14 protein-coding genes are annotated in these 16023 nt (G+C 49.4%); 9 read left to right on the forward strand and 5 right to left on the reverse strand.

The window, feature by feature from the left end; genetic code table 11:
* Nucleotides 1-150: 150 nt before the first annotated feature.
* Entirely contained in the window at nucleotides 151-954 is an 804-nt protein-coding gene (speD, locus tag FXF61_RS01520; protein ID WP_151183609.1) for an adenosylmethionine decarboxylase, read from the forward strand.
* 75 nt (nucleotides 955-1029) lie between these two features.
* Here the strand turns inward: speD and coq7 are convergent, their stop codons facing one another.
* Together coq7 and FXF61_RS01530 are read right to left on the reverse strand one after the other, a co-directional pair.
* Nucleotides 1030-1677 carry a 2-polyprenyl-3-methyl-6-methoxy-1,4-benzoquinone monooxygenase gene (gene coq7 / locus FXF61_RS01525; RefSeq protein ID WP_151183610.1) on the reverse strand — a complete coding sequence of 216 codons (648 nt, stop codon included), beginning with the start codon at nucleotides 1675-1677 and terminating at the stop codon, nucleotides 1030-1032.
* Nucleotides 1678-1742: 65 nt separating this feature from the next.
* Nucleotides 1743-2081 carry a histidine triad nucleotide-binding protein gene (locus FXF61_RS01530; protein ID WP_151183611.1) on the reverse strand — a complete coding sequence of 113 codons (339 nt, stop codon included), beginning with the start codon at nucleotides 2079-2081 and terminating at the stop codon, nucleotides 1743-1745.
* A 94-nt stretch (nucleotides 2082-2175) separates the two neighbouring features.
* Between FXF61_RS01530 and FXF61_RS01535 the strand changes: the two genes are divergently transcribed.
* From FXF61_RS01535 to FXF61_RS01555, 5 genes are all read left to right on the forward strand, one after another.
* On the forward strand, nucleotides 2176-3651 hold the full coding sequence (locus FXF61_RS01535) for an AAA family ATPase (RefSeq protein ID WP_151183612.1): 1476 nt from the start codon (nucleotides 2176-2178) through the stop codon (nucleotides 3649-3651).
* A 205-nt stretch (nucleotides 3652-3856) separates the two neighbouring features.
* Nucleotides 3857-4504: an adenylate kinase gene (gene adk, locus FXF61_RS01540; RefSeq protein WP_151183613.1), complete on the forward strand. Its 648-nt coding sequence runs from the start codon at nucleotides 3857-3859 to the stop codon at nucleotides 4502-4504.
* Nucleotides 4505-4646: 142 nt separating this feature from the next.
* Nucleotides 4647-5324 carry a tRNA (adenosine(37)-N6)-threonylcarbamoyltransferase complex dimerization subunit type 1 TsaB gene (gene tsaB / locus FXF61_RS01545; protein WP_151183614.1) on the forward strand — a complete coding sequence of 226 codons (678 nt, stop codon included), beginning with the start codon at nucleotides 4647-4649 and terminating at the stop codon, nucleotides 5322-5324.
* Nucleotides 5325-5386: 62 nt separating this feature from the next.
* The gene (locus tag FXF61_RS01550) at nucleotides 5387-5722 is read left to right on the forward strand and encodes a hypothetical protein (protein WP_151183615.1); all 336 of its coding nucleotides are present in this window, start codon (nucleotides 5387-5389) and stop codon (nucleotides 5720-5722) included.
* Nucleotides 5722-6507: a class I SAM-dependent methyltransferase gene (locus tag FXF61_RS01555; protein ID WP_151183616.1), complete on the forward strand. Its 786-nt coding sequence runs from the start codon at nucleotides 5722-5724 to the stop codon at nucleotides 6505-6507. The genes FXF61_RS01550 and FXF61_RS01555 overlap by 1 nt, the downstream gene beginning before the upstream one ends.
* Nucleotides 6508-6600: 93 nt before the next feature.
* On the opposite strand, the gene FXF61_RS01560 is transcribed toward FXF61_RS01555, so the two are convergent.
* Both FXF61_RS01560 and glnE read right to left on the reverse strand, forming a co-directional pair.
* Complete coding sequence (locus tag FXF61_RS01560) at nucleotides 6601-7524, reverse strand: branched-chain amino acid transaminase (protein ID WP_151183617.1); 924 nt, start codon at nucleotides 7522-7524, stop codon at nucleotides 6601-6603.
* 36 nt (nucleotides 7525-7560) lie between these two features.
* On the reverse strand, nucleotides 7561-10488 hold the full coding sequence (glnE, locus tag FXF61_RS01565; RefSeq protein WP_151183618.1) for a bifunctional [glutamate--ammonia ligase]-adenylyl-L-tyrosine phosphorylase/[glutamate--ammonia-ligase] adenylyltransferase: 2928 nt from the start codon (nucleotides 10486-10488) through the stop codon (nucleotides 7561-7563).
* Between the two features lie 247 nt (nucleotides 10489-10735).
* Here glnE and aceE point away from each other — a divergent pair, with 247 nt between their 5' ends.
* Nucleotides 10736-13390: a pyruvate dehydrogenase (acetyl-transferring), homodimeric type gene (aceE, locus tag FXF61_RS01570; RefSeq protein ID WP_151183619.1), complete on the forward strand. Its 2655-nt coding sequence runs from the start codon at nucleotides 10736-10738 to the stop codon at nucleotides 13388-13390.
* Between the two features lie 11 nt (nucleotides 13391-13401).
* Entirely contained in the window at nucleotides 13402-15015 is a 1614-nt protein-coding gene (gene aceF / locus FXF61_RS01575) for a dihydrolipoyllysine-residue acetyltransferase (protein WP_151183620.1), read from the forward strand.
* A gap of 67 nt (nucleotides 15016-15082) precedes the next feature.
* Here aceF and trmL read toward each other — a convergent pair whose 3' ends face one another.
* A complete protein-coding gene (trmL, locus tag FXF61_RS01580; RefSeq protein WP_151183621.1) occupies nucleotides 15083-15544 on the reverse strand; it encodes a tRNA (uridine(34)/cytosine(34)/5-carboxymethylaminomethyluridine(34)-2'-O)-methyltransferase TrmL in 462 nt (153 codons plus the stop codon).
* Between trmL and FXF61_RS01585 the strand changes: the two genes are divergently transcribed.
* Complete coding sequence (locus FXF61_RS01585) at nucleotides 15543-16019, forward strand: hypothetical protein (RefSeq protein ID WP_151183622.1); 477 nt, start codon at nucleotides 15543-15545, stop codon at nucleotides 16017-16019. The two genes, trmL and FXF61_RS01585, sit on opposite strands and share 2 nt — an antisense overlap.
* Nucleotides 16020-16023 lie beyond the last annotated feature (4 nt).

Genomic DNA, 16023 nt, shown 5'->3' on the forward strand with positions numbered 1-16023 from the left:
TACACGGCAAGTGGCTGTGTAAGGAAACCAGAATCGCATTGCGAAGAGGTGAAAACTGCCCTACGCAACTGTATTGTTATAGAGAGTGGATACAGTTGACCGGCGTGCAAGATAACGCGGCTGCGCCGCACCAATCAAGAGACCCTTACGATGACCAGTAAACTCAAGCTCCATGGGTTCAATAATCTTACCAAGACCTTGAGCTTCAACATCTATGACATCAGTTATGCGCGAACCACGGATGATCAGCAAGCCTATGTGGGCTATATTAACGAACAATATGATGCTGAGCGCCTCACGCAAATACTGACAGATGTTGTCGATATCATCGGCGCTAATATTTTGAACATTGCGCGTCAAGACTACGAGCCGCAAGGTGCAAGCGTGACGATTCTGGTTTCAGAAGAACCTGTTGAGCCGACCGCCAGTCAGATTGAGGAGTCGCCGGGGCCGTTGCCTGAATTGATTTTGGCGCATTTAGATAAAAGTCATATTACTGTGCATACCTATCCGGAAATTCATCCAGTGGATGGACTGTCAACATTCCGTGTGGATATTGATGTCTCAACCTGCGGTGTGATTTCACCGTTGAAAGCACTAAACTACCTCATTCATCAGTTTGATTCTGACATTGTTACCATTGATTATCGTGTGCGCGGTTTTACCCGTGACGTTGAAGGGCGTAAGCATTTTATCGATCACGAAATTAATTCAATTCAGAACTACTTGTCTGAAGATACGCGTGCTGCCTATCAAATGACTGATGTCAACGTGTATCAAGAGCATTTGTTTCATACCAAGATGCTGCTGAAAAACTTTGAGCTTGATGATTACTTGTTTGGTGATGCCACGCGAACGTTATCTTACGAGCAGCGTCGTGATGTGGAAGAACGTTTGCGTCATGAAATGCTGGAGATTTTTTACGGCCGCAATATGCCGCAAAATATGCGCTAGCCACGACGTCGGGCACATTAAAAAGGCGCTGATTATCAGCGCCTTTTTAATTTTAGTTAGCCGGCTATCGCGCAACTAAATGCGGTAGGTGGCGCTGGTCATGACCTTGGCCATGAGGCTCATGCCAAATTTAATTGGCGCGGGGAAACGATAGCCGCCAGCCTCTAATGCGCTGTCTGCATGCGCTTTTTCATCGATACGCATTTGCTCTAAAATAGCACGTGATTTACGGTCCGCTTCTGGTATTTGCTGCAGGTGATCATCCAGGTGTTTGCATACTTGGTCTTCAGTTGCTGCCAAAAAACCTAGGCTAACTTTGTCACTGACCGCACCAGCGCTGGCGCCAATCGCAAAAGATAAGCCATAAAATAGCGGATTAAGCAGGCTAGGTTGACTGCCAAGCTCACGAATACGTTGTTCACACCAAACTAAATGGTCAACTTCTTCTTCAGCGGCCTGCTCCATTTTCGTGCGCACGTCTGGCAAACTCGCAGTCAGCGCTTGACCTTGATATAGCGCTTGAGCGCAGACTTCACCAGTATGGTTGATGCGCATTAGACCGGCAATATGACCTGTTTGCTGTGCATCTAGATTGCTTTGCGGCTCAAGCACTGCTGGTGATGGGCGGCTGGCATGACTGCTATTGGGGATTAATGTGCGCAGTGCCGTATCGGCTTGCAGCAACAGTCGATCGATTGGCGAGTAATGGCGTTGAGTTGACATAAGAGGCTCCTATTAAATAGCTGTAGTGCAGCAAAGATAGATACTGTGTTGCATTGCTCTGCTGTCTAGCCCGGCGGCCAGCTCATTTGTCGTTGCCCCAGTACATGTAGGTGGATGTGATACACAGTCTGACCACCCAATTCATTGGTGTTCATTACCACGCGAAAGCCTTCTTCACAGCCCTGCTCTTGGGCTAAACGCTGTGCGGTGTAAAGAATGTGACCGGCTAAAAAAGTATCATCAACGCTCAAGTCCGCCAGCGTGCTGATATGTTTTTTGGGAATGACTAGAAAATGCACAGGTGCATGCGGAGCAATATCGTGAAATGCCACGACATGCTCATCTTCGTATAATTTTTGTGCGGGAATTTCACCTGCAACAATTTTGCAAAACAAACAATCCATAACACAGGCCTCGGCTTGTTGTAATATTCTTGGAGTTTAGCTGGCTGCTGGTGCAATCGCCAGCGTTCGTCATATTTTGATAGGTTGGCATGCTTTGAAAAATGATTTGAAAGATTTACAGCTGGTTTTAGATTCGCGTGTGCGCCTGATTGTGATTGAGTCGTGGGATGAGCTGCGTGTGTTGGAAACCTTAACCTCATTAGCTGTGCAGCGCGGTATGAATCTACGTGTGTGGTCGGTCAGTGAAGGTTTGCAAGGTATGGCGTTTGGCGCTGAAAAACAGGATGACAGTCATATCCCTGAAAAAGCATTGCGTTTAGTTAAGGCTGATCCGCAAGCTGGACTGTATGTGTTTTTTGATCTGCATGCTTTTTTGGAAAATGATGCGCTCTTGGTGCGCTTAATCAAAGACATCGGCATGGCTACAGGACCAGGCAAACCCACCCTTATTTTAGTCTCACATGCGCTAAAGCTGCCGCCTGAAGTGCAGCGCTATGCGGCGCGCTTTAGTGTGTCGTTACCCAGTGAAGATGAGTTGTTGGCTATCGTGCGTGAAGAGGCGCTGCGTTGGAGCGAGGTCAATCGAGGTTTACGTGTGCGCACTGACAATCGAACCTTGCAGCAAGTGGTGAAAAACTTACGCGGCTTAAGTCATGCTGATGCGCGAGTTTTGGCGCGCAATTTAATTTGTGATGATGGCGCTATTACCCAAGAAGATTTACCGGAGCTTAATAAAGCCAAGTTTCAACTGCTTGATCTGGATGGCGTGCTTGGCTACGAGGGCGATACCGCGCACTTTGCCGATGTGGGCGGTTTGCATCATTTAAAACAGTGGTTATCGGAGCGCCAAGCGGTGTTTCTTGCTGGTACAGCCAGTGACTTGCCTAAAGGTATGCTGTTATTAGGCGTGCAAGGCAGCGGTAAAAGTTTGGCAGCGAAAGCCGTTGCTGGGCTGTGGGGACTGCCTTTGCTGCGTTTGGATTTTGCCAGCTTATACAATAAGTACTTTGGTGAGACTGAGCGTAATTTGCGCGAAGCATTGCTGATGGCCGAGCGTATGTCGCCTTGCGTGTTATGGATGGATGAAATTGAAAAAGGTTTGGCTACCGGTGATTTAGATAATGGTGTCAGTCAACGCGTGCTGGGTACGTTACTGACATGGATGGCAGAGCGTAAAACACCGGTGTTTGTGGTGGCGACCGCTAATATTATTGAGCGTTTACCGCCGGAATTGATGCGTAAAGGGCGTTTTGATGAGATTTTCTTTGTTGATTTGCCTGCAGCTGTAGTGCGTGAGGACATCTTCAGAATTCATTTGGAGAAGCGTGAATTAATTGCGGCTGAGTTTAATTTGACGGCTCTAGCAGCAGCTAGTGATGGTTTCTCGGGTGCGGAAATTGAACAAGCAGTGGTGTCGGCTTTGTATGCGGCGCAAGCACGTCAGATAATGGTGACGCAACAATTAATTATTGAGGCGTTACAGCGCACTGTACCCTTGTCGGTTGTAATGTCAGAGGAGTTGGCTGGGCTACGACATTGGGCGGCTGAGCGCACGGTGCAGGCAGGCTAAGATACGTCAATTACATCTAAGGCATGCCAGTGTAGAGTGAACTACGGCTGGATACGTTGATATTTTTCTTGTGCGACTAAAGACTGATGTGTATCTTGGACACTTTTTGGGCTAACCAGAGCCGCAGAATTTAATCGCGCAGCGCGCTGAATTGAGGCGGTGCAGATATTCTTTATGATAATAATGATGATATAGGAGCATGATAATGCGCGTAATTTTGTTGGGAGCGCCAGGCGCTGGAAAAGGCACGCAAGCCGGATTTATCTGTAAAAAATTTGCTATTCCACAAATCTCTACCGGTGACATGCTGCGTGCTGCAGTTAAAGCAGAAAGCCCGCTGGGTTTGAAAGTTAAAAATGTGATGGAGACCGGTGGTTTGGTGTCCGATGATATTATCATTGACCTGATTAAAGAGCGTATTTTGGCTGATGACTGTGCCAAAGGCTTCTTGTTCGATGGCTTTCCACGCACGATTCCACAGGCTGAAGCGTTGCGTGATGCTGGCGTTGAAATCGACCACGTCATCGAAATTGCTGTTGACGATGAAGAAATCGTTAGCCGTATTGCTGGTCGTCGCATGCATCCCGCATCAAGCCGTACCTACCATATTGAGCACAACCCGCCTAAAGTAGCTGGTAAAGATGACGAGACGGGCGAAGATTTGATTCAACGTGACGATGATAAAGAAGAAACGGTACGTCATCGCTTGTCTGTTTATCATTCGCAAACCAAGCCATTGGTCGCTTTCTATCAGGACATGGCTGCAAAGCATGGCACACCTAAATACAGCGCTATTGAAGGTGTTGGTACAGTTGAGCAGATTACCGCTAAGGTACTTGCCGCGCTCAGTTAAGCAGCCGCTAAGGAATGTATTCGCGTTTGCAGTGAGCATGCTTGGTGTAAGCGTGAATGCATTCTTTATTGATGGATATGTAGCATTCGCCTCGTAGCGGTCTGCCTGCTACACTTTATTTTTAATCATTCGACGAAAAACCATGACTACTTTGCTGGCGCTGGATACGGCCACTGAAGCCTGTTCTGTTGCGTTATTACACAATGGCCAGGTGTTCAGCCGTTACGCAGTGATCCCTCGTTTACATGCACAACGTATTTTACCCATGATTAGCGAAGTTCTGGCTGAGGCTGGCATCGCTAAAACGGCAATTGATGCGATTGCCTTTGGCCGTGGCCCTGGCGCTTTTACCGGCTTGCGTATTGCTGTGGGTGTTGTGCAAGGATTGGCCTTTGCTTTAGAGCGCCCAGTCTTGCCGGTGTCTAATTTAGCAGCGATTGCCCAGCGTGCGCACCGTGAACATGCTGCCAAACAGGTTGCTGTGGCGATTGATGCGCGTATGGATGAGGTGTATTGGGGCTGTTATAGCCTAGTAAACGCAGAGATGTGCTTGCAAGGTGTGGAGGCTGTGTTGGCCCCAGAGCGTGCAATGTTGCCTCGTGCAGCGCAAGGTGACTGGTCTGCCGCAGGTACGGGTTGGTTAGCTTATGCTGAGCGAATTGCTGTACCTGTGTATGCCTGTGATGAGCAATTGTTGCCCCATGCAGAAGATATTTTAACCCTCGCGCAGGCTATGTGGTTGCGTGGCGAGGCGATTAGTGCGCATGATGCCCAGCCGATTTACTTGCGTGATCAAGTGGCGACACCGAAACAGCCTTAACTGGATTGAACTCTGTGTCGAGTCTGGTTAAAGTACGCTAGTGTTTATAGGATCTTCGAATAATGCGCATTGACGGTTTATCGCCTGCTTATACGCCCAATAGGGCAACACGTCCGGACGCCAGCGCGCAGATGGATGATGTTGTACGCCAAGTAGAAAGTAAAAACCGTCAACAACAACCGAGCAATGCTTCGGATACACGTTTAGACACCTATCAAGCGGTGCAGCGCCCCTCTGCACAGATGCAGGTTCAGCAATACGAGGCACGCCAAGCCTTAAATAATCCTGCACAGCAGTATCAAGCCAGTAAAGCCTTAGCCAGTTACAGTAATACCGCAGCATTCAGCAATCAGGCTGAAGAAGCGAGCACTGTACTAGGTCTTGATTTGTACGTTTAATGACGGGCTCCAGTGCAGTAAAAACACCTCTTATTCGTGTAGATGCCATAACAGCTGCTGATCAAGCTGCAGCTTTGCAATGGGCGCAGATTTTAAACTTGCCCCTTGATGGCGAGGCTGAATTTGCTTTGCAGGTCAGCGTGGATGGTTTGCAACTGCAGGAGCTAGGCCATTCAGCACCGGGACCGATTCGTGTTGATTTTATTGAAGGCGCGTTGGCCCATCGTCGTCAGTTTGGTGGTGGCAGTGGTCAGATGATCGCCAAAGCGATTGGCATTCAAGCGGGTGTACGACCGACTGTTTTAGATGCAACAGCAGGGCTAGGCCGTGATGCCTTTGTTTTGGCTTGCTTGGGCTGTCAGGTGCAGATGATTGAGCGCAACCCCATAGTTGCTGCATTGTTAGCGGATGGCTTGCGCCGTGCGCGTCTTGACTCTGAAGTAGCAGACATTGTGCAACGTATGCCTTTGTTGATGGGTAATGCTATTGAACTGATGTCGGCGTGGACGGCAGAGGCACCGCAAGTGATTCACCTTGATCCCATGTTTCCCAGTCGCGATAAAAGCGCGTTAGTCAAAAAAGAAATGCGCCTATTTAAGCCGCTGGTCGGCGCGGATGATGATGCAGTGGAATTGCTGGCTGCTGCTTTAGCATTAGCCTCGCATCGCGTGGTGGTGAAACGTCCGCGTAAAGCACCGGCCATCGCGGGTACGCCGCCGACCTATAGTTTGCAAGGCAAATCCAGTCGCTATGATATTTATGCTAAGAAAAGCTTAAAACCTTAATTGGCTTAAATATCAGGCACAAAAAAGCCCGCATAGTGAGTGTGAACTCTAGCGGGCTTTTTAATCAGCAGTTAATGCTTAGTTGGTAAATGCTTAGCTGACAATGGTGCGCCACTCGGGGTGGGCATCGGTCTCACCGCTGACTAAGTCAAAGTAGGCTTTTTGCAGGATCTCAGTGATGGGGCCACGGCGACCAATACCGATTTGACGGGTATCGACTTCGCGAATGGGCGTCACTTCTGCAGCGGTACCAGTAAAGAAGGCTTCATCAGCGATATAGACTTCATCACGGGTAATGCGTTTTTCAACAATTTCGATACCACGCTCGCGCGCAAGGGTTAAAATTGTATTGCGGGTAATGCCGTTTAAGCAGGCGGTAACTTCGGGCGTGTAGATCACACCATCTTTAATGATGAAAATATTCTCGCCTGAGCCTTCAGCCACATAGCCTTCTGGATCGAGCAGCAACGCTTCATCAGCGCCACCGGATACTGCTTCTTGCAGTGCTAGCATCGAGTTGACATAGGCACCGCTAGATTTTGCACGAGTCATGGTGATGTTGACATGGTGGCGGGTAAATGAGCTGGTACGGACTTTAATGCCTGTTTTCAAGGCTTCTTCACCCATATACGCACCCCAGTGCCATGCTGCGATAATTACATGCACTTTAAGGTTGTCAGCACGGATACCCATGCCTTCTGAACCGTAAAAGGCTAAAGGGCGGATATAGGCGCTATCCAGATTGTTATCACGCACTGAAGCAACCACAGCTTGATTGATTTCTTCTTTAGTGAAAGGAATCTTCATGCCCATGATGTGCGCCGACTCAAACAAACGGTCAGTGTGTGCTTCTAAGCGGAAAATTGCCGTACCTTTTGGGGTTTTGTAAGCGCGAACACCTTCAAAGACCCCCATGCCGTAGTGTAATGAGTGGGTTAGAACGTGGGTGGTTGCGTTACGCCATTCAACCATTTCACCGTCATACCAAATAACACCATCACGATCAGCCATCGACATTTTTACGTGCTCCTGAAAATAATACTTAATAAATAGTTATAGATAACTCAAGCCCAGTGCTTGCCAAACGTCCATCACTGCGTGACGTTCGTTAATAAATAAATTGCCTTCAACCACGCCTTGCTGCTTTTGCAGGGCCAGACGGTGAGCCGCAGCACGATAGGCCTTGTAAGCCTCCTGCAAAATGTGAACGAGATCCACATCAAGCAGGTTTTCTGCGCCGAGACCGTCAAGAATACGGATATTGTCGGTATAGGTTGCTAATTGCGGGTATTGCCATGACCAAGCTAGGACGGCATATTGCACCATAAATTCGATGTCAACGATACCACCAGCATCCTGCTTTAGATCAAATTGCACATCACTATTGAATGCATTTGGACCTAAACCGCCTTGGGTGATCTGAGTGCCATGATTATGCCGCATTTTGGCGCGCATTTCGCTGACTTCATCTTGCAGTATCGGCAAGCTGCGCTGGCGCCCTAAAACATTCAATCGCACTTGGTTAAATTGTTTGCGCAGTGATGGGCTGCCGACCAAAACCCGCGCGCGTACCAGTGCTTGGTGCTCCCAAGTCCAGGCCTGCTCTTCTTGGTAGCGTTTAAAAGCACTGAGTGAGCTGGCCAACAGACCTGAGTCACCGCTGGGTCTTAAACGCATATCAACATCATATAGGCCGCCTGAGGTTGTGCGCGTGGTCAGCATGGAAATAATCCGCTGGCCCAGACGTGTATAAAATTGTGCGCCATCGACTGGGCGCGGGCCATCTGTTTCGGCCTGCGGGTCGCAGTCATAAATAAATACCAAGTCAAGGTCGGAACCATGCCCCAGCTCAATACCGCCCAGCTTGCCGTAAGCGACTACGACAAAATCCAACTCGCTGCGGCTGCCATCCATACGCTGTGGTACGCCGTGCTTGCGTACCATTTCATTCCAGGTTAAATGCATGACTTGTTCAAGAATCGCTTCAGCCAGCCAGGTTAGATAGTCACTGACTTTCATTAATGGCAGTGTCCCTGCGATTTCTGATGCAGCGACTCGCAAGCGGTGTGCCAGTTTGAAGTGACGCAAGGCATTCATATGCTGCTCAAGGTCCTCTTCGGGGATGCGTAGCAAGTGTTCGCGTAGCTCTGCGGTGAGTTCCGGTGCCTGTGGCGGGCTGTAGAGACGCCCTTCATTGAGCAGCTCATCAAGCAATGCAGGGAAGCGTGTGAGCTGTTCGGCAATCCATGGGCTGGCGGCGCACAAATTGATCACGCCCAAGAGTGCACCTGGGTTTTCTGTTAAAAGCACTAAATAGGCGGAGCGGCGTGCGACGGCTTCAATCAGTGGTATCACCCGTTCCAGCACTAAGTCGGGGTTGTCGTGTTCTGTCGCTTGCGACAGGAAACGTGGCATAAACGCGTCTAAACGTTCGCGCCCCAATCGTTGCATAGCACGTACTTGGCTGCTTTCTCGTAACAGAATGATGCGTTGCCAGGCGGCATGGCTGTCTTGATAACCGGCTTCGGTAAGTTGCTGATAAATACTGTCCAAGGCAATGGTGTCTTCCCATGCTGGTATCCACTCGCCGCCGATGCAGTCATCTTCATCTTGGTCAGGGTCAGCAATAATATCGCGAAAATGATGCTCAATGCGTTTACGCCAATACATCAACTGCCCGAAAAATGTCGGCCAATCATTAAAGCCCATAATAAAGGCAAGGCGTGCTTGTTCCAGTCTGGTGTCGGGCAGACTTTGTGTTTGCATATCGGCTACGGCTTGCAGTGCATGCTCGGTATAACGCAAGAAACGGTAAGCATCTTTCAGTTCGGTGACATCGGCAGAGGGCATATAACCTTGCGCTGCTAAGGTGTCTAAAATATTTAGCAAAGGCCGCTGCTGTAGGCTTAAATCACGACCACCATGAATCAGTTGAAAGGCTTGGGCAATAAACTCCACTTCACGAATCCCACCGGAGCCGAGTTTGATGTTGTCATCCATGTCTTTGCGCCGCACTTCTTGTTGAATCAGTTGTTTCATTGAGCGCAGCGCTTCGATTGCAGAAAAGTCTAAATAACGGCGATAGACAAAGGGGCGCAGAATTCTGAGCAAGCTCGATCCTGCATTCTGATCACCGGCAACCACGCGCGCTTTAATCATGGCGTAGCGTTCCCAATCTCGACCTTGGTTTTGGTAGTACTGCTCAATAGCGGTAAAACTGAATACCAACGGCCCGCTGGAGCCGTATGGGCGCAGGCGCATATCGACACGAAAGGCAAAGCCATCCACGGTAATGGTATCCAGCGCCTTAATCACTTTTTGTCCGAGGCGGGTAAAAAACTCTTGGTTATCCAAGCTGCGTTTTGCACCTTCAGTTTCGCCGCCTTCTGGGTAGGTGAAAATCAAATCTACGTCGGATGACAGATTCAGTTCATAGGCGCCAAGCTTGCCCATGCCGAGAATTACCAGTTGCTGAGGCTGTTTACTGTGGCGTCCTATCGGCGTGCCAAATTGTTGGCAAAGCTGCTGATACAGCCAGTGGTAAGCTAAATCAATACAGGCATCAGCCATGGCAGATAAGTCACGGCAGGCTTCGCTGAGTTCGACTTGGCGGGTCAAGTCGCGCCAAATAATGCGCACTTGCTGGCGGTTACGGTATTGACGCAAGTGCAGTAATAAACTCTCTTCGTCAGCACAGTCTTGTAAACGCTCGTTGAGTTGATGGCGAATTTCACCAGGAATTAAAGAACGGTCCAGTTGCCCTGAGTTTACAAGGTCAATAAACATCTGTGGGTCACGAATGGCTTGACTGAGGACAAAGTCGCTGAGGCTGCACACGCGAATAAAGTTTTGATAACGGCTATCAGGCCATTGCGGGTCGTCGATTTGCTGTTCTTCTAGGGCATGCGCCCAGCCACGCTGTGCTTTCTGTTGCAACAATAACAAGCTAGAAGGAATCGTAGCCAAGAGAAGAGGGGTCATGCGCAGTCCTGAACAGTGTCATGCTAAGAGTGTCGATAAAGATACCTTAAATTTACTTGCTATGGTGTGTTCAAGAAAAGCACTCGGCTAAAAAATGTAACGAATAGAGGCTGACTAATGCGTCATTTTGTAGTAAAACTACAAGACAAAGAGAGTATGGCTTTGCTGTGGTATGGGCTGAGTGTCCACAAGACATGAAGCACGCATAGGTCCATCATCAATAGACCCCTCATTTCGGGAGCGAAACATGCAAGATATTGATTCGGTAGAAACACAAGAATGGCTGGATGCATTGGAATCCGTGCAAGCGCATGAAGGTGAAGAGCGCGTTCATTATATTTTATCGCGCTTAGGCGAACTGGCCAGCCGCAGCGGTACACGCTTACCGCATGCGATTACCACACCGTATCGCAACACCATCCCTGTTACCCATGAAGCACTGATGCCCGGCGATTTATTTATGGAGCGACGCCTTCGCTCCTTAATTCGCTGGAATGCGCTGGCTATGGTGATGCGTGCTAACCAAGCTGACCCAGACTTAGGTGGGCATATTGCCACCTTTGCCTCGAGCGCTACGCTATACGATATTGGTTTTAATTATTTCTTTAAGGCGCCAACCGAAGAGCATGGTGGCGACTTAATTTATTTCCAAGGGCATGCTTCGCCTGGTGTCTATGCGCGTTCTTTTCTAGAAGGACGTATCACTGAAGAGCAGCTGGATCATTTCCGCCGTGAAACCGATGGCAAAGGTTTGTCATCTTACCCGCATCCATGGCTGATGCCGGATTACTGGCAGTTCCCAACAGTATCAATGGGCTTGGGTCCGATCCAAGCCATTTATCAAGCGCGCTTTATGAAATACCTTGAGCACCGCGGCTTTATTCAGCCCGGTAAGCAAAAAGTGTGGTGTTTCTTAGGTGACGGTGAAACCGATGAGCCCGAATCATTGGGTGCGATTTCACTGGCCGGACGTGAAAAGCTCGATAATCTGATTTTTGTTATCAACTGTAACTTACAGCGCTTAGATGGCCCTGTGCGCGGCAACGGTAAAATTATTCAGGAGCTGGAGGGTAACTTCCGCGGCGCTGAATGGAACGTGATTAAAGTACTCTGGGGTCGCTTATGGGATCCGCTGTTTGCTAAAGACACTGAGGGCGTGATGCAGCGTCGCATGGATGAAGCGCTGGATGGTGACTATCAAAACTATAAAGCGCAAGACGGTGCGTTTGTCCGTAAAGACTTCTTTGGTGCTGATCCACGCTTAGCTGAGATGGTTGAGGACTTGTCAGATGCGGAGATCTGGAACCTTAACCGTGGTGGCCATGATCCCTTTAAAGTGTATGCGGCTTACCATGCTGCGGTGAATCATACCGGTCAGCCAACTGTAATCTTAGCCAAAACCATTAAAGGCTATGGCACCGGCACTGGTGAGGCACAAAACATTGCCCATAACGTTAAAAAGGTTGATCTAGAGAGCCTAAAAGGCTTTAGAGACCGTTTTGATATTCCGGTCAGCGATGAAAACATCGAAAGCTTGCCCTTTTATCGTCCTGCAGAAAACAGCCCAGAAATACGCTATCTAAAAGAATGCCGCGAAAAACTTGGTGGTTTTGTACCCCAGCGCCGCATGAAGAGCATGAGTATTCCAACGCCATCGCTGGAAACCTTGAAAAACATTCTAGATGGCAGTGGTGATCGTGAAGTCTCTACCACTATGGTGTTTGTGCGTATTCTTGCGCAATTGTTAAAAGATAAAGACCTTGGCAGCCGTATCGTGCCGATCGTGCCGGATGAAGCACGTACCTTTGGCATGGAAGGCATGTTCCGTCAGTTGGGTATTTACTCAGCCGTGGGTCAGTTGTATCAGCCGGTCGACCAAGGCCAAGTGATGTACTACAAAGAGGATGTCAAAGGTCAAATTCTTGAAGAAGGTATTACCGAAGCCGGTGCGATGTCAGCGTGGATTGCTGCAGCAACGGCTTACAGTAATCACAACCAGCCAATGCTGCCGTTTTATGCGTTCTACTCAATGTTTGGTTTCCAGCGTATTGGTGATTTAGCTTGGGCCGCGGGTGATATTCACGCACGTGGTTTCTTAATGGGTGGTACCGCAGGGCGCACGACGCTCAACGGTGAAGGCTTGCAGCACCAAGATGGTCATAGTCATATTCTCGCTGGCACGATTCCGAACTGTCATGCCTATGATCCAGCTTATGGTTACGAAATGGCCGTGATCATTCGTGAAGGTATTTATCAAATGCTGGAGCTGCAAGAAGATCGCTTCTATTACATCACTATGATGAATGAGGCGTATGAGCAGCCAGCGATGCCAGAGCGCGAAGGTATTGAAGAAGACATTATTCGCGGTATGTATTTGCTCGAAGAAGATAAGCGCAGCACTGACTTACATGTGCAACTGCTAGGCAGCGGTACGATTTTACTGGAAGTGCGTGAAGCGGCAAAAATCCTGCGTGATGAGTTTGGTGTGGGTGCTGATATATGGAGTGTGACCAGCTTCAATGAACTGCGCCGCAACTGCTTAGATGTTGAACGTTGGAACCGTTTGCATCCGCGTGAAGCTGTGCGCCTGTCGCATATTGAAAACTGCTTGCAGGGCCGACAAGGGCCAGTGGTCGCCTCGACTGATTATATGAAGCTTTATGCTGATCAAGTCCGCCAGTGGGTACCGCAAGATCAATATAAAGTACTTGGCACCGATGGTTTTGGCCGCAGTGATTCGCGCAAGAAGTTGCGCCACTTCTTTGAGGTGGATCGCCACTGGGTGGTGTTAGCTGCTTTAGAAGGCTTGGTTGCGCAAGGCCAAATGGATGCACAGGTGATGCTAGATGCCATGGACAAGTTTGGCATTGATGCTGATAAACCTAACCCACTGGACTGCTGAGGAGAGCGATAATGAGTGAATTAATTCGCGTACCCGACATCGGCAGCGGTGAGGGTGAAGTGATAGAGCTGTTTGTAAAGGTCGGTGATCGTATTGAAGTCGAACAAAGCCTGCTAACGCTTGAGTCGGATAAGGCCAGTATGGAAATTCCAGCACCCAAAGCTGGGGTGATCAAAAGCTTAGCCGTCAAGCTGGGCGACCGGCTCAAAGAAGGCGATGATTTACTTGAACTTGAAGTGGATGAAGCGCCTGCTGCAGCATCTGTGGAAACATCTGAGCCTGCCGCTGAGGTGCCTGCAGAAACAGCTGCGCCGGCTAAGGCCGCGGCCAGTTCTGCTGCAGAAAGCGTCATTGAAGACATCCATGTGCCGGATATCGGTTCGGCGGGTAAGGCGCGGGTGATTGAGCTGATGGTCGCTGTGGGTGATCACATCACTGAAGAGCAATCGCTGCTGACCCTTGAGTCGGACAAAGCCAGTATGGAAATTCCTTCACCGGTAAGCGGTGAAGTGGTTGAAGTCTTGGTGCAGTTAGATGCTGACGTAGGTACAGGCGACTTAATCTTTAAGGTCAAAGTGGCGCAAGCCGCTGCGAGCCAGCCTGTTGCAGAAACTGCGTCTAAGAAGCCTGCAGCTGAGGCAGCAACACCTGCAACAATGCCAAGCGCAGCAGTATCAGTGGCGCCGCAGAGCGCGCCGAGTACTGAGAAACGCAAAACCAGTGTGGTGCATGCTGGTCCTGCCGTGCGCAAGTTGGCGCGAGAGTTCGGTGTCGATCTGGGTTTGGTGTCTGGTAGCGGACCGCATAAACGCATATTGAAAGAAGATGTGCATGCTTATGTACAACAGGCACTGAGTAAGCAAGCCAGCACTACGTCAGAGCAGGGCAGCGGTATTCCACCGATACCTGAAGTGGACTTTGCCCGTTTTGGCGAGATCGAAGAAGTTGCGATGACGCGCTTGCAGCAGTTGGGGGCAATGAACTTGCACCGCAGTTGGTTGAATGTGCCGCATGTCACTCAGTTTGAGTCTGCTGATATCACTGAGTTGGAAGCGTTCCGCGTAGGTCAAAAAGGCGTTGCAGAAAAGGCTGGGGTCAAACTAACCATACTGCCGTTCTTGCTCAAAGCCTGTGCGCATCTGCTGCAAGAAATGCCAGACTTCAATAGCTCTTTAGCACCGAGCGGTAAAGCGCTGATTCGCAAGAAATATGTGCATCTGGGTTTTGCCGTGGACACGCCTGAAGGTCTGTTGGTGCCGGTGATTCGCGATGTCAATCAGAAAAGCTTGCTGCAGTTGGCTGGCGAAGCGGCTGAGTTAGCTGATAAAGCACGCCATAAAAAGCTTAGTGCTGAGCAGATGCAAGGCGCATGTTTTACCATCTCTAGTTTGGGGCACATTGGTGGTACTGGTTTTACACCGATTGTGAATGCGCCTGAGGTGGCTATTTTGGGTGTATCACGCGCGACCATGCAGCCGGTATGGAATGGCGCGGACTTTGATCCACGCTTAATGCTGCCGTTGTCACTATCTTATGACCACCGTGTCATCAATGGCGCGGCTGCAGCACATTTCACTCGACGCTTAAGTGAGCTGTTAGCAGAAATACGTAGCTTGTTGCTATAAAAGTACGCTAAACAGTTGTGCTAGATAAAACAATCCCGCTCAGGCTCTAGGCTTGGCGGGATTTTTGTTATTGGCTAACAAAACCAGACTGGCGCCATGCTTCATACACGGCAATAGCCACTGTATTAGACAGGTTTAAGCTGCGCGAGCCTTCGCGCATGGGTAAGCGCAGCAGTTGCTGCGGCGGAATACTGCTGCGCACGTCTTCTGGTAAGCCGCGTGTTTCTGGACCAAAAATAAAAGCATCACCATCTTGATAGGCGACATCAGCGTAGCTGTGTGAGCCCTTGGTGCTAAAGGCAAATAAGCGTGGCTGCTGCAAAGCGCTTAAGCATTCCGCTAGATTAGCGTGGCGCTGTACATGAGCAAATTCTTGGTAGTCGAGCCCTGCACGGCGCAGACGTTTGTCGTCAAAATCAAAGCCAAGCGGTTCAATTAAATGTAAGCTGCAGCCTACATTGGCGCACAGGCGAATAATATTACCTGTGTTTGGTGGAATTTCTGGCTCAAAGAGAATGACGTGAAACATGCTCGATCCTGACAATAAAGTGGATGCCAATTCTACATGGGAATCTCCACCAAGACGGCAATGGATATTCAAGGTTTTTGCAAGTTTGGCTTTATTTAGTTTTTTAGTCGGCATGATGCTGGGGCGTTTGTTAGAAGAACCGACGCCGCCTCAGTACAGCAATACTATTGTACAGCTGCAGACCTATGCCGATGGTTTGGGTATATGTTTAGCTCAGCCTGCGCAGGTGCACGCACAGTCTCAGCAAGGTATTTATCAGTTGTTGCTGTTAGATAGCAAAGGGCAGGCGGCGCAAGGCGAGCTTGCTTTAGCTGGTGATCAGCCTGTGCGTTGGCGGGTAGAGCCGCAGGAGACAATGGTGCGCATTGTTTTTATTGGTTTGCAGCCTGTAATGGGCCAATGGCGCGCACGAATCAATGATGATCTGTGGTGTGTTGATGTGCAGGTTGGCTTGGCAAACACTTGGACTAAATAAGAGG

Source organism: Pseudomonas sp. C27(2019) (assembly GCF_008807395.1).
In the GTDB taxonomy this organism is placed as follows: domain Bacteria; phylum Pseudomonadota; class Gammaproteobacteria; order Pseudomonadales; family Pseudomonadaceae; genus Denitrificimonas.